A 13,496-nucleotide genomic window follows, 5' to 3' on the forward strand; every position below is an offset into this window, starting at 1 on the left:
CTCCACCTGGCTCATGGCTCGGAATCTACAACCGCGCCAAGATTAGGCAAGGAGAAACCCGCGGCGCTGCCGATAAGAGGACTATGGGGGTGACAGGAATATCAGTCGAACCTAAGTTGGCAGACAACCCCATCGCCTGGAACATTGTCGTTATGGCACACTCGCGCGTACTGGTGGTCGATGACGACCCCAATTTGACCGAATTGCTGGTCGATACCCTCGAAACGATCGGCTATGATTCGCGCGCCGCCGCCTCGGCGCAGGAGGCGCTCGAACTGATGGCTGCCGAGCACTTCGATCTCGTCATTTCCGACATTAACATGCCGAAAATGTCCGGCATCGAGCTGCTGCAGGAAATCAAACGCCACAATCGTCACTTGCCCGTAATGCTGATCACCGGCATCAGCACCGACGGCGTCAAGGCGCAAGCCTACTCAAACGGCGCCGACGGTTTTCTCGCCAAACCTTTTCGCATCGGCAACATCGAATCGGAGATCGCTAAATTGCTTACCAACATCAACCGCCGCCGCGTCGTCGTGATCGATGACAACGAAGAGTTCCTCCTGAGCCTGCAACAGCGCCTCGAAGAACGCGACAACGAAGTTCACGCTTTCACTTCGGTCGGCGACTCGGTCAAGTTCCTCGACGACAACCCCGTCGATCTGGTCATCACCGATCTAAAGATGCCCGACGGCGACGGGATCACGTTGGTCGAGCTCTTGCACGAGCGTTATCCGCGGTTGCCGGTGATCATGGTCAGCGCCTATGCCACCGAAAGTCTGATCGCGCGAATCAAAGAGGCAGGGGTCAACCGCTTCCTGCCCAAGCCGATTAACTTCAAGGAATTGGACGAAGCCTTGGAAGAGTGCATCGCCGAAAAGTAGCGGCGAGCAAAGATCTCAACTGACCGGCTCTCTTTCCGCCGGTCAGTTTTCATTTCCGGCTACTTCCCTGCCGCCAGCACCCGCATCATCTCCTTGTGAATGCGCCCGTTCGAACCCAGCAACCGGTCCTTGTAGATCGAAAACTCGTTGCCGTCAAAATCGGAGATGCGTCCGCCCGCCTGCCGCACGATCAGGACTCCGGCCGCCATGTCCCAGGGATGCAGCTTCAACTCCCAATAGCCGTCAAAGCGTCCGCAGGCCAGGTAGCACAGGTCGAGGGCAGCCGATCCGGCCCGCCGCACGGCCCGCGCGGTTTTGACGAAGTTCGTGAAATTGACCAGGTTGTTGATCCGGCTGGTGCGGATGTCGTAGGGAAACCCGGTTGCCAGCAGCGCCTGATCGAGCCGCCGCCGGTCGCTCACCGCGATCGGCCCCCGGTTCAGCCGCGCCACATCGTGTTTGGTCGCGGTAAACATTTCGTCCCGCGTGGGATCGTAGATGCAGCCCGCCACCAGTTCGCCGTTGCATTCGGCCGCGATCGACACGCACCACACCGGAAACGTATGCGCGTAATTGGTCGTGCCGTCGAGCGGATCGACAATCCACTTCACCTCAGCGGCCTCCTCGCGCACACTTCCCTCTTCGGTCAGGAACGATGATTCCGGAAACGCCCGGCGCAGATGCGCGACGATCAGAGTCTCGCTGCGCAGATCCATCTCCGTCACCAGGTCGATGCGCCCCTTCAGCTGGACTTTACGATTCTTCTGGACGTTGGCCAGCAAGAGCCGGCCGGCTTGGTGCGCTGCCTCGGTTGCGGCCTGCAACAGCGCCGCCGACAATGCCCGATTGACTTTCATACACCTCTGGTGGCCTCCTGATCTTGATATTGAAGCTGGTACAGCCGCCAATATACGCCGTGCTGCTTCAACAACTCCTCATGCCGCCCCTGTTCGACAATCCGCCCTTTATGGAACACCAATATCTTGTCGGCCTCCCGAATCGTCGATAACCGGTGTGCCACCACGACCGAGGTCCGACCTTCGAAGAGCCGATGAATGGCCTGCTGAATGATGTTTTCCGTTTCGTTGTCCACCGACGATGTGGCTTCGTCGAGAATCAGGACGCGCGGATTGTACGCCAGCGCGCGCGCAAAACTGATCAGCTGCCGCTGTCCGACCGACAACGAGCTCCCGCGTTCACCGACTTTGTGGGCGAATCCGTGTTCAAGCCGATTCACGAACGGTAACAGCCCGACTCGTTCCGCGGCGGCGCGCACCTGTTCGTCGCTGATCTGCTCATTGCCGAGCGTAATGTTGTCCTGGATTGAACCGGAGAAGAGGAATACATCCTGCAACACCAGTCCGACCTGCGCCCGGACTTCGCGCGGATCGAGCTGCCGGATTTCCGCGCCGTTCAGCATGATCGCGCCACTGTTGACATCGTACAGGCGGCACATCAAGCTGACCGTCGTCGTCTTGCCCGAGCCCGTTGCGCCGACGAGTGCCACCTTCTCCCCGGAACCGATCTCGAACGAGACATCGTTGAGCACCGGGTGGTCGGCGTTATAGGCGAAATTCACCCGGTCGAACTTGATCGTCCCGTCGTAGCCATCGAGCCGGTGCGCCGCCGTCGGCGCCGTGATCGCCGGCGACGTGTCGAGAATATTGAAGATGCGCTCCGAAGCGGCCATCGCCGCCTGCAGGATATTGTACTTCTCCGCCAAGTCGCGAATCGGGCGGTAAAACATATCGACGTATTGGAAAAACGCCACCAGCGTGCCGAAGCTGATTGCCTGCTGCACCACCTGCCCGCCGCCGTACCAGACGATCAGCGCCGTGCTGATCGCGCCGATGATTTCCACGACCGGGAAAAACACGGCGTAGAGCAGAACCGAGCGCTTGTGCTGATCCATCAACTCGCCGTTGATCTTGGCATAGCGCTTCATCGTCTTGTCTTCCTGCACGAAATTCTGCACCTCGGTCATGCCCGCCAGGTGCTCCTGGGTGAAGGCATTCAGCTTGGCCAGTTGGATGCGAATTTCGCGGTAGGAATCGCGCACCTTGACGCGGAACATGATCGTTGCGACCAGAATCAGCGGAATGATAATGAAGGTGACGAGTGACAGCTTCACTGACAGCGAGAACATGACAATGAGGATGCCGCCGATCATGATCAGGTTGCCGACGATATCGACCACGCCGGAAGCGAAGAGTTCGTTGAGGGCGTTGACGTCGGAGGTGACACGGGTCAGCAGCCGTCCGGTCGGGTTCTTGTCGTAGAAGCCGAGATGCATCGACTGGATATGACCGAACAGCTTCCCGCGCAGATCGAACATCGCCTTCTGCCCGATCCACTCCATGATGTAGATCTGCCCGTAGCCCATGGCGAACTCCAGCAGCAGCACGCCGAGGAACAGTAATGCGATCTGATTGAGACCCGGGCCGTCGCCGATCGCGATGTGCTCGTCGAAAGCCAGCTTGACCAAATACGGCCGCGTCAACTGCAGGGCCGAGGCGAGCATGAGCAGCAGCAGCGACAGCACAACATACCAGCGATAGGGCCGCAGATACGTCAGCAGTCGCCGCATCAGCCGGGCGTCGTAGGCCTTGCCCAGTTTGTCCTCTTCGCGAAAGTCCTGCATGCTACCCCAGCAGCTCCAGTTCGTCCGCCAGCAGCTCGCGGCGGATGATCTCAAAGTAGCGACCCTGCCGCGCGATCAGCTCTTCGTGGGTGCCGGTTTCGGCGATCCGCCCCTGGTCGAGCACGACAATCCGATCGGCGCGCCGGATCGTCGACGGGCGATGGCTGATCAGGAAAGTCGTAATGTTGCCCGCCGCGGTATGCAGCCGCTCGAGGATCAACTCTTCGGTCTGCGTGTCCACCGAAGAAAACGCGTCGTCGAGTACCAGGATCGTCGGCTTCTTCAGCAGGGCCCGCGCGATAGCGGCGCGCTGCTTCTGTCCCCCCGACAGCGTGATCCCGCGCTCGCCCAGAATGGTCTGATACTGGTCGGGGAAGCCCTCGACCTCGCCGTCGAAGGCGGCCAGTGTCGCCGCCTGCTGCACTTCGTCAAGATCGACCGTGGCGTGCGCAAAGGCGATATTGGCAGCGATGGTGTCGGAGAACAGGTAGGAGTCCTGTCGCACAAAACCGATCATGCCGCGCAGATCGTCGAGCGCCAGTTGGTTGATATCCACGTCGTCGATGAAAATTGTATTGTCGGGCACCGCGTAGGTGCGCATGAGCAGCGACACCAGCGTTGTCTTTCCGGCCCCCGTCGAACCCACCACCGCGACCGTCTCGCCGGGAGTGACTTCAAAGGCAATCTCCCGTAGCACCGGCGCCGTCGTGTTCGGATAGGCGAAGGAGAGTCCGTTAAACCGTACCCGTCCCCGTTTGTTCGCGATCGTCGCCGGCGCCGGGGGCGAATCGATCTCCGGCTGTTCCGCCAGCAGTCCATCGATACGCGTCAGCGAGGCCGTCCCGCGCTGGTACAGCGACACCACCCAGCCGATCGCCAGCATCGGCCAGATCAACATCATCAGGTAGACCATGAACGCGACATACTCCCCCTTCGAGATGGTTCCGTCGATCACTTCATGCCCGCCCGCCCAGAACACCGTCAGCACCAGCAGGCCGACCAGCAGAGTGATTCCGGGCATGAACATCGCCCGCACCCGCGCCAGCGCCAGGTTCAGCTTCACATACTTGTCGCTGACCTCGCGGAATTTTTCATTCTGATACGGTTCGCGCCGATAGGCCTTGATCACGCGCACGCCCGCCAGCGATTCCTGCACGAACGACGACAGCGCCGAGAAATGATCCTGAATCTTCACAAAGCGCTTGTGCGTCGCCGTCCCCAGCCGCCACATCACCAACGACAACAGCGGCAGCGGAATCAAGGAGTAGAGCGTCAGCTTCCAGGAAATGATCAGCATTGCCGTGAAGGCCACGATGCCGGTGACGATCGTGTTCATCAAGTACATTACCGCCGGCCCGATCATCAGCCGCACGGCTTCCAGATCATTGGTCAACCGGGCGATCACGTCCCCCGACGGCGTCCGCTGATAAAAGGCCGCCGGCAGTTGGAGCAGATGCCCGAAGACTTCGTTGCGCAGCTCGTATTCGATGTCGCGCGAACCCCAGATGATCGTCCGGCGTGCCCAGAACCGGAAGAATCCGCCGATGGCTGCGCCAATGACCATCGCCAGCGCATACAGGGCCAGATTATTGCCGAGCAGCGAATGGACCCAGGGGCTGATGGCATCCTTAACCGGGTGCGCCGCCGTCCCCACGGTCGGGTCGAGCGAGTCGATCCCCACCTTCATCAGCCACGGCAGCGTCGCGTGGAAGAATACCGATAAGAACAGGACTACGAAGCCCCAGATGTAGTAGCGCTGGTACTTGCGGTAGTACTTGCTGATCGATTTATGTTTGCCGGTTGATTTCGTCGTGCTCAAACGCTCGGTCGCTTTCCTTCTCAGTTCCCCTCACCCTGCCATGTTCCTTTATAACGCAGAAATACTCCCGGCCGCACCGGAAATTTGCGCCGACAAGGATAATTCTACTGCGGGTAGTGGGCGGCGGTCAGGAATACCAGATGGCAAGGATAATGATCAACACAATGATGAAAATGATGATCGCCAGCGGGCTAATCAGTCTTTTTTTTTTCGCGCCGGGGGTCTTGATTCCCTGGGTTTCTTCAAACGCGGCGGAAGCATTGGCGGCAGGGTTGGGGGCCTCGCTGAAGGACTCGGCACAGACCGCTGCCAATGCCGACATCTCCGGTTCCTCGCTCCAGTCCACCGTCACGCGGCGAACTTCGTCGAAGTCGGCAGCTTCCTTTGTCTCGAGAACCCGCGCCGCGCAGACCGTGACATTGTCCGCGCCGCCTGCCGCATTCGCCTGATCGATCAGAGTCTGCACCAGCGTCCCCAGATTCGCCGCGTTCGCTTCAACCGCGCGCATGATCTCGCTGTCGGACACCATGCCGGTCAGACCGTCGGAACAGATCACGAAGATGTCGTTGTTGCATAAGCGCAGTTGCGAGATATCGACCCGGATCGCCGGCTTGGTGCCCAGGGCGCGCGTAATCACGTTCTTGTTGACCTGCGCTTCAGCCTCCTCCTCGGAGAGATTGTGCTTCTCCATCATTTCGCTGACCCAGGAATGGTCGATCGTAACCCGGCGCGCGATGCCGTCGCGCACCAGGTAGGCGCGGCTGTCGCCGACGTGGCACACGGTGACGATTCCTTCGGCAAAATGGCACGCTACGACTGTCGTCCCCATACCGGTCTGCCCCGGTACGGCGCGACTGTGATGAATGATGCGATGATTGGCTACAGCAATTGCCCCCACGAGCAATTTGCCCTCGGCCGTAATCGGCTCCGGATACCGGAACGACTCCTGACCAAATGGCCCCGGCCCCGGCTTGGCGAAAAGACCCGTGATCGACTCGATCCCGATTTGGGAAGCCACCTCGCCGGCGGCGTGTCCGCCCATCCCGTCGCACACGATCATCAGTCGCCGCGGCTCGTCGATGGCGAAATTATCCTCGTTGTGGTGGCGCACCCGACCGACGTCGGTGGCGCCCGCGAAGGCGATCTTCATTTTTCTACTTATCTCCAAGCAACCAGATGATCGTGACGACCAGCGCAATAATGATCAGCGCCAGCCCGATCACCATCGGAGTATACTTGCTCTTGCCTTTATCGGCAGCAAAATTCTCCTGCCCCAGGAAACAGAGCCGCAGCTTCACCTCGCCGGTCGGCGCCGGAATCGAGATGAGATCCTCCGGCGCGATGAACTCGCGCTGGTTTGGCTCCAGCACTTTGCCGTTAATGTACGTCCGCAGTCGGCTCTTCTTGTCGGTGATATACAACCCGTCCTCGGTTGAGGAAATTACGAAGTGTTCGCGCGATACCGACTTTTCCAATTCACCCGATTCCGTGCGGTCGATGACCAGGTCGCAGATCGCCGCGTCGCGCCCGACTACAAACTCGCGCACATTGATCTCCCGCACCTGCCCCTTGTACTGCCCCGATAATCCCACCAGCGAATATACCGGCGTGATCCGTTCCTTGGTCGGCACCGGTCCCATCGGTCGTTCGACGTGCGACGAGGCTTCCCGCTGGATCGGCCGCGGACTCGGATCGTATGGCTCCCCTGATCGCGGCGGCGCTTGCCGCTGTGCTTGTTGCGACATCGCTTCCGAATCGATGATCACCGTCGGGCGCTCGCCTCCGGCGGGTCGTGGCGGTGGCGGCGGTGGTGGTGGCGGCGGCGGTGGCGCCGACAATTCCGGCGGAACATTTATCATGACGGTCGCCTGCGGCTCGCGCTTGACCGGTTTGGGCTCTGGCGGCGGTGGCGGCGGCGGTGCCTCGGCTTTGATCTCCGGCCGCGGCGGCATAGTCGGTCTCTCCTGCGGCGTCGGCGCCTCAACTTTCGGCGCCTCCCCTGGCGGCGAGTAGGTCGCGATCAAGATGTAGTCAAGGAAGGTCACCTTGTCGCCATTGTTCAGGAGCTGTCGACCCGCCCCCGGTGCGCCGTTGACCGCAAAGCTGAGATTGTCGGCACGTCTTTCGATTTCGTAACCCTTGGCCGTCTTGGTCAGGAAGAACAGGTCGCCTTCGAAGCCGGACGCTTCGAGCTGCAAATCCATGAAGGACTCGGTCCCGACCCGTGCGATGCTCCCCTCGAATTCAAAAATCTTGTAACTGGCGCCGCCTTTCAGAATCACAAACCGCGCCATGCTATCTCCTCTTCATCTTGATCTGGACGACATAGGTCTGGCCCGCCTTGACCTCGCGCGATTCGTCCTTGTTCTTGTATTCTTCGTGCGTTGCCAGGAACTTGTACTTATTCGAATTAAGATTGGCGGTGACACGGCCGTTGCTGTCGGTGCGCCCGAGATCGTCCAGCTGTTTGTCTTTGCCAACCTTGTACTCCGCCGTCACCACGACGTTCGGAATGGGTCGTTCCTTGTCATCGACGACAAAGATCCGCACTTCCGCCTGACTGCCGGAGGCGGACTGTGGCGGCGGGCTTTCGGTCTGCTTCGGCGCCGAACCCTCGCGCTTACGCATCACGACGGTAAATTCCTTCGCCAGCGGCGTAACGATCGTATCGGTTTCCATGTAGCCGTCGGCGCCTAAGACAAGTCGGCACTCAATCCCGGGCAGGCGCACTGACGCCGGCGTCATCTCGCGTGACGGGTGAGACTTGCCGTCGTAAACCACTTCCTTAATATGCGCATTGACCGTCCGGTCCGGATGTCCATGCTCGTACGCCTGAATATCGACGCGCCGGAAGAGATATGTCTTGTAGGTCGGTTGTCGCTTGCCGATAGCCGGAATCTCCAGGATCCCGTCCTCGAATCCCGGCAGCGAAATCTGCAGCATCACCGGCTCATCGCCAAAATCGAACGCCTTCGGTGTCGTGCCGATCTCCATATTCGTCGCAGTGATCTTGACGGACGCCCCGCGCGGATAGGTGATGATCTGCGTTTTCGGCCGGTCGGTAAACGAGCCGCTGAACTCGACGCCACCGCCCGGACGCTTGGCGACGTCAATATCCTTCAGATTCAGGCTCGAAAACTCCGCCAGCGCAATCGGCCCGCTCGCAATCACCTTCTTGTTCGGTATTTCCAGCGTGAACTGAATCGTATCAGATGCCGCCGTCGCGAACTGATACGGCGTCGTCGCGCCGATATCCTGCCCGTTAAGCGTGATTTTGGCGCCCACGGGGTTCGAAGTGATTTCGACCACCGTGCGCATCACGTATGGGGTTTCCGCAATTCGGTCGAAGTTGAGAATGATGTTGGAATCGGGACAGCAGGGGTGCTTGAGCGTCAGCAATTCCCCTTCCGGCAACGTCAGCGTCAACGGCGTGTACCCCAGGAGCGAATCCGCCGAATACACCGCCACCCCGTCCGGAACCGAATTGATCGTCCCCGTCTTCATCCCCGACACCGGCGACTCCTCCGTCGAACCGCCGCTACCGCTGGTCAGCTTCAGGATCACCAATACCCCGGCTGCGAGGACCAGTACCGCCGCAAAGATGCCGAGCACGAACACCGTTCTGTTTCCGCCAAAGCCGGACCGTTGTGCCCGCTTCAGGCGCTCACCGACCGGCATGCTCGAGATTCGGGTCTCCTGACCAGCGCGGGAACGGCGCTCATCATCGCGATCATTACGGTGTGGTTCGACCATAGCTTGCGTCCCTTCCTCTAAATCCGTGCGCTCCAAGGCGCGGGTACGAACCCGCTCGCTTCTGCCTGCTGGGTACGGCTCCAATTTAGGACTTTCGGCGGCGTTTTCAACAATTTCTCGCAGCCTTTTTTCCGGATGTACGCCCGCCTCACGCAATACCGACTCGCAACGGTCGCCGAATTGCGCCGCCGTCACCAGGCGTTCATTCCTATGCAAACGCAGGCATCCCGCGACGAGTTCGGTGACGCGCCGATCCACCTTGCTGCGATCGAGCGCCGAGACGTCGTATTCACCGCGCAGGATCATCGCCATCAGTTCCGAGACGTTATCCTCCGTGAACAATCGCCGCCCGCAGAACAATTCATAGCCGACGACCGCCAGGCTGAACAAGTCTGTCCGCTGGTCGGTTGCTGCTCCCTGGATTTGCTCCGGCGCCAGATACGCCACCTGCGCCGCGCTCTTGATCTGCTCCGGCGGGAACTGGAAGTCGATCAGCCGCACTTCCCCCTTCGCCGTGATCCGAATCGTGTCGGGATTGAGCCCCAGATGAAATAGTTTCTGCGACTGCGCCGTCTGCCGGTCGCGCGCATCATGCGCGGCTGCAAGTGCTCGCGCTACTTGCGCCAGCAGATGCACCGCCAGTTCCGGTGTCATCCGCTCGCCGTGCCGGGCCAGCAGTTGCCGCAGGCTCGTCCCCTCCGCGTAGTCCTGCACGATGAACACCGTGCCGTCTTCGGCGCGCTTCACGCCGATCACTTGATTGATCTGCGCGTGCGTGAACTGACCAAGGGCGTAAGCCGCTTTCACGTATTGTCGCACTTCGGCGTCGCGCCCGAACGCTAGCCGGTGCACTTCGACCACCTGCAATTGCCGCTCCAGGTCGCGATCGCTCGCCAAATGCCGCTTGCCCCAGGGGTATTCCTGCAACTGGCCGGTCAATTCGATGCGGTTATCCAGAATCTTCATGGTCTCGTTCCTTGAGTGCGCCGCAAGCCGCAGCAGCGCGGCCGCCGACGTCGGTCTTGATTTACCACTTTTGATGCCGTTCAACAACCACTTTCCGCCAAAAGAAAAGCCCCGTTCCGCGCGGAACGGGGCCGAAAGATTCGGACTATGAGGCGTTGAATGCTTATTTCAGCAACGTCATCTTGCGGGTGATGCTCTGGTCGCCGGTGGTCAACCGGTAGAAATAGATTCCGCTGGCGGCCTGGCGGCCGTAAGTGTCGGTACCATACCAGGTATATTCGTACGTCCCCGCCGGCAGATAGCCGGTATGCAGTGAATTCACCCGGCGGCCGAGGATGTCGTATACTTCAAGGGCGACATCGGCGCCCTTCTCCATCACGAAACTGATCTTCGTCTCCGGATTGAACGGATTCGGGTAGTTCTGCGCCAGGGCAAATTGACCGGGAATCGCAAACTCTGCGTCATTGACGTCGGTTTGCTGATCCACTGTCGTGGTGATGACCTTGTTGGTCGAGGTGGCGCCATCGAACAGCGAGTTGGCCGTCACCGTCAACTCATCTTCCTGTCCGACCGTCGCCAGCGCCGGAATGTGTACCTCAATATTCACGTCGATCGTCGCGCCGGGATTCAGGTAGAATCCCGCCGGATTCGCATCCGATACCACCGTCCATCCCAGCGAGCTGGTCAACGAAACCATGACCCGGTCGATGCCGTTGCCATTGTTGTGGAGCGTCACCGTGTACGGCACGATCGTCCCGGCGAGGCCCTTGTCGTCCGCACCGCCGCTTAACGCCAGCGCGAAACTCTGTGTCGTCGCCAGATTCATTACCTGCACCGGTCCCAAGCTGAGCCACAGGTCGCCGTCCGGACCCAGCTTGCTCGCCTCGCGGCCGTTGATCTTGAACGTCACGACGTCGTTCAGGATGCAGCCTTCGTCGACTGCCGGCGAGAACTGGTCGTCGCCGTAGACCGACATGGCCACGTACACCCCGGCAGCGGTCGTGATCCGCTGCCCGCACAGGACGCCCTGCGGATCAAACGCCTGCACGATACTGCCAACCGGCATCGGCGCCGCATTGACCGTGCAGTTGGAGCCGCCGAAGTCGGTCCAGATATTCGTGGGAATCGGCTGCGCATAGGCTGCCGCGGCCAGCAGCCCCGCCGCCAGCAGCATCAAAATGAATCGTGTTGCCTTCATAGTCGCTTCTTCCTCGTCAATTTGTCGCCTCAAAATATTCATCGCTATCGTCTCTGCAAACTATTTTACGAGCATCATCTTGCGCGTAACGGTGAAATCTCCGGCGCTCAAGCGATAGAAGTAGATCCCCGAGGACGCCGTGTGACCCAGTTGATCGTCGCCGCGCCAGGTCACGCTGTAGTTGCCGGCCGGAAGGTAGCGATCGATCAGCACATTGACTCGCTCGCCCAGCAAGTTGAATACCTCCACTTTGGCGCGCGTCGATACCGGCATGCTGAACTCGATCATCGTCGTCGGATTGAACGGGTTGGGATAGTTTTGCTCGAGCGCGAAGTTGCGCGGCAGCGCGTCATTCAGGCGCAGCAGCGAGGTGAATTCATTGGCACGAATCTTCTCGCCGAACCCCGGTACACCAAACGCCTCCTGCGCCGGCTCGCCGTTGATCGACACACTCACCATGCCGCCGTAATCGGCGCCTTCGTCCAGATCCGTGCTCTTGTCGTCGATATAAATCGGCGTGAAATTCAACCGCCCGTCCCGCTCGACCAGCGCCGTGCCGCAGAGCACGCCGCTTTCATCAAAGACTTCCACGACCGAGCCCGCCGCCAGCACCTGTCCGTCGATTGTCAAGCCATCGCCATACAGGTTCACCCATTCGCGCGTCGGCAGCACCGTCGCCGACATCGGCGCGGCCTTGAACGACTGCAGGAATGGATTCGCCCATACCCGCGGCAGCATACCCGGATAGGTCAGCGTCGCCGAGGCGGTCGTTTTCAGCCAGTAGCCGAAATCGCGCTTCATCAGTTCCAGCGTCGCCAGTTCCGGATTGGCCGGGTCATAGCTCTGACCGCCGTTGTCGAATCCCAGCGCCACGACCAGCACGTCGATCATCGACTGCAGTGCGATCTCCGGCGCATCGTCGTTGTCCGGCAGGTAACTGACCAAATTCCAGTTGGCTTCCAGATCGATCGGCGTCCCCGGTGCCGCTTTTACGCCCTCGATGCACAACACGGTGTCGCATCCCATCCGGAACCAGTAGCCGTGCAGATGATCCATCTGCGTCAGCGTTGAGAACTGTGGCAGCTCCGGATCATACGTCCCGGCGCCTTCTTCAAATCCGTAGATGCCGTAGATACAGCCCTTGATGTTGGCGATCAGCGTCTCCACATCGTCATTAGGGGTGTCGAGATTCCAGCTAATCAAATTCCAGCCCTGGTGCAGCGCGATGCAGCGCGTCTCGAAATCGGGACGCTCGGTAATCTCCAGGTGCACCGGCGCCACGACGAATTTCGGATCGGCAAAATCGTCAAACACCACGATCGAGTCGTTGTATTCGCCGATCACCATCCCGGTGACATCGACCGTCATTGTCACCGCGCTCGGGGCCGTGCCGGACGTCGCAGAGAGACCCATCCAACTCGGTGCGTGCGTGATCGTCCATTCGAGCGGATCAACGCCGAGATTGGTAATATTCAGTGTCTGCGCCGGCGGATTTTCACCGACATACGCCGCAAAATCAATGGTCGCCGGGTCGAGGCTGATAATTGGCCGCTGCGTGATGACGTGAATCGTCCCGCGGTCGAACTTGTCATCGATCGGATTGCCCAGATCGTCGAGCATCATGTAGGTCAGATTCGGGCCGATGAAGGTTGAATCCACCGCGATATCGTGCGTCGGCGCGTTCTGGCCGATCATGATATACACCGTCCCCAATAGGCCGTTACCCGCCGGCAACGGCGTGCCCGGATTCGCGTCGAAGTCGATGAAGAACTTGCGCGAACTGAGCAGGAATCCCGATGTCACGACGCCGAGACCTTCGATCCGGCTGCCCGCGGTCGATACCGAATCGATTCGCACCCAGGTGCCCGGCTCAAACGCCAGCGGCACGCAGACAAAGTCCACCGGCAGCCCGTTTTGGATGTATACCGGGTAAGCCAGCAACTCGCCGTTAGCCGCGTCGATCTCCGGCATGTAAACGTAGTTGAGCGGCGTCTGAGCGGAAGCCGCCGCAGCGGTCAACAGCACCAGCGCTGCGACAACCACGAGTCGCCCACATCGTCCCAGAGTCAGTCTCATTGTGGAATTCCTCCTCATCATCAAAAGCAATAACATCTAGCCTCGGGCCCCGCCAGGCGGGGCATTCAATTCCATTGAGTGGGTCTGTCCTATACTTGGCGAGTAGTTCTTAGCAAACTACTAATGTGGGTAAAAGCGACGGAGAAACGTCGGTATTTC

At 59.9% G+C, this 13,496-nt stretch carries 9 protein-coding genes; 1 reads left to right on the forward strand and 8 read right to left on the reverse strand.

Annotated features, from left to right (window positions below):
- Positions 1 to 116: 116 nt before the first annotated feature.
- Positions 117 to 884: a response regulator gene (locus tag IT585_02315; GenBank protein MCC6962063.1), complete on the forward strand. Its 768-nt coding sequence runs from the start codon at positions 117 to 119 to the stop codon at positions 882 to 884.
- A gap of 59 nt (positions 885 to 943) precedes the next feature.
- Here IT585_02315 and IT585_02320 read toward each other — a convergent pair whose 3' ends face one another.
- The 8 genes from IT585_02320 to IT585_02355 form a co-directional block, all read right to left on the reverse strand.
- On the reverse strand, positions 944 to 1,741 hold the full coding sequence (locus tag IT585_02320) for an inositol monophosphatase (protein ID MCC6962064.1): 798 nt from the start codon (positions 1,739 to 1,741) through the stop codon (positions 944 to 946).
- A complete protein-coding gene (locus IT585_02325) occupies positions 1,738 to 3,525 on the reverse strand; it encodes an ABC transporter ATP-binding protein (GenBank protein MCC6962065.1) in 1,788 nt (595 codons plus the stop codon). Before IT585_02325 ends, IT585_02320 begins: the two co-directional genes overlap by 4 nt.
- Position 3,526: 1 nt before the next feature.
- Complete coding sequence (locus IT585_02330; GenBank protein MCC6962066.1) at positions 3,527 to 5,344, reverse strand: ABC transporter ATP-binding protein; 1,818 nt, start codon at positions 5,342 to 5,344, stop codon at positions 3,527 to 3,529.
- Between the two features lie 127 nt (positions 5,345 to 5,471).
- Entirely contained in the window at positions 5,472 to 6,494 is a 1,023-nt protein-coding gene (locus IT585_02335; GenBank protein ID MCC6962067.1) for a Stp1/IreP family PP2C-type Ser/Thr phosphatase, read from the reverse strand.
- Positions 6,495 to 6,498: 4 nt separating this feature from the next.
- The gene (locus IT585_02340; GenBank protein ID MCC6962068.1) at positions 6,499 to 7,638 is read right to left on the reverse strand and encodes an FHA domain-containing protein; all 1,140 of its coding nucleotides are present in this window, start codon (positions 7,636 to 7,638) and stop codon (positions 6,499 to 6,501) included.
- A 1-nt stretch (position 7,639) separates the two neighbouring features.
- Positions 7,640 to 10,063, reverse strand: coding sequence for a protein kinase (locus IT585_02345; GenBank protein MCC6962069.1), 2,424 nt, complete (start codon positions 10,061 to 10,063; stop codon positions 7,640 to 7,642).
- 163 nt (positions 10,064 to 10,226) lie between these two features.
- A complete protein-coding gene (locus IT585_02350; GenBank protein ID MCC6962070.1) occupies positions 10,227 to 11,261 on the reverse strand; it encodes a T9SS type A sorting domain-containing protein in 1,035 nt (344 codons plus the stop codon).
- Between the two features lie 60 nt (positions 11,262 to 11,321).
- The gene (locus IT585_02355) at positions 11,322 to 13,337 is read right to left on the reverse strand and encodes a T9SS type A sorting domain-containing protein (GenBank protein MCC6962071.1); all 2,016 of its coding nucleotides are present in this window, start codon (positions 13,335 to 13,337) and stop codon (positions 11,322 to 11,324) included.
- Between the last annotated feature and the right edge of the window lie 159 nt (positions 13,338 to 13,496).

It is taken from the genome of Candidatus Zixiibacteriota bacterium (assembly GCA_020853795.1).
Lineage (GTDB): Bacteria > Zixibacteria > MSB-5A5 > CAIYYT01 > CAIYYT01 > JADJGC01.

What these genes read in the sequence shown, in the direction of transcription:
- IT585_02320 (MCC6962064.1), bottom strand. Translation starts at nt 1,741, where the DNA reads ATGAAAGTCAATCGGGCATTGTCGGCGGCGCTGTTGCAGGCCGCAACC.
- IT585_02325 (MCC6962065.1), bottom strand. Translation starts at nt 3,525, where the DNA reads ATGCAGGACTTTCGCGAAGAGGACAAACTGGGCAAGGCCTACGACGCC.
- IT585_02335 (MCC6962067.1), bottom strand. Translation starts at nt 6,494, where the DNA reads ATGAAGATCGCCTTCGCGGGCGCCACCGACGTCGGTCGGGTGCGCCAC.
- IT585_02340 (MCC6962068.1), bottom strand. Translation starts at nt 7,638, where the DNA reads ATGGCGCGGTTTGTGATTCTGAAAGGCGGCGCCAGTTACAAGATTTTT.
- IT585_02345 (MCC6962069.1), bottom strand. Translation starts at nt 10,063, where the DNA reads ATGAAGATTCTGGATAACCGCATCGAATTGACCGGCCAGTTGCAGGAA.
- IT585_02350 (MCC6962070.1), bottom strand. Translation starts at nt 11,261, where the DNA reads ATGAAGGCAACACGATTCATTTTGATGCTGCTGGCGGCGGGGCTGCTG.
- IT585_02355 (MCC6962071.1), bottom strand. Translation starts at nt 13,337, where the DNA reads ATGAGACTGACTCTGGGACGATGTGGGCGACTCGTGGTTGTCGCAGCG.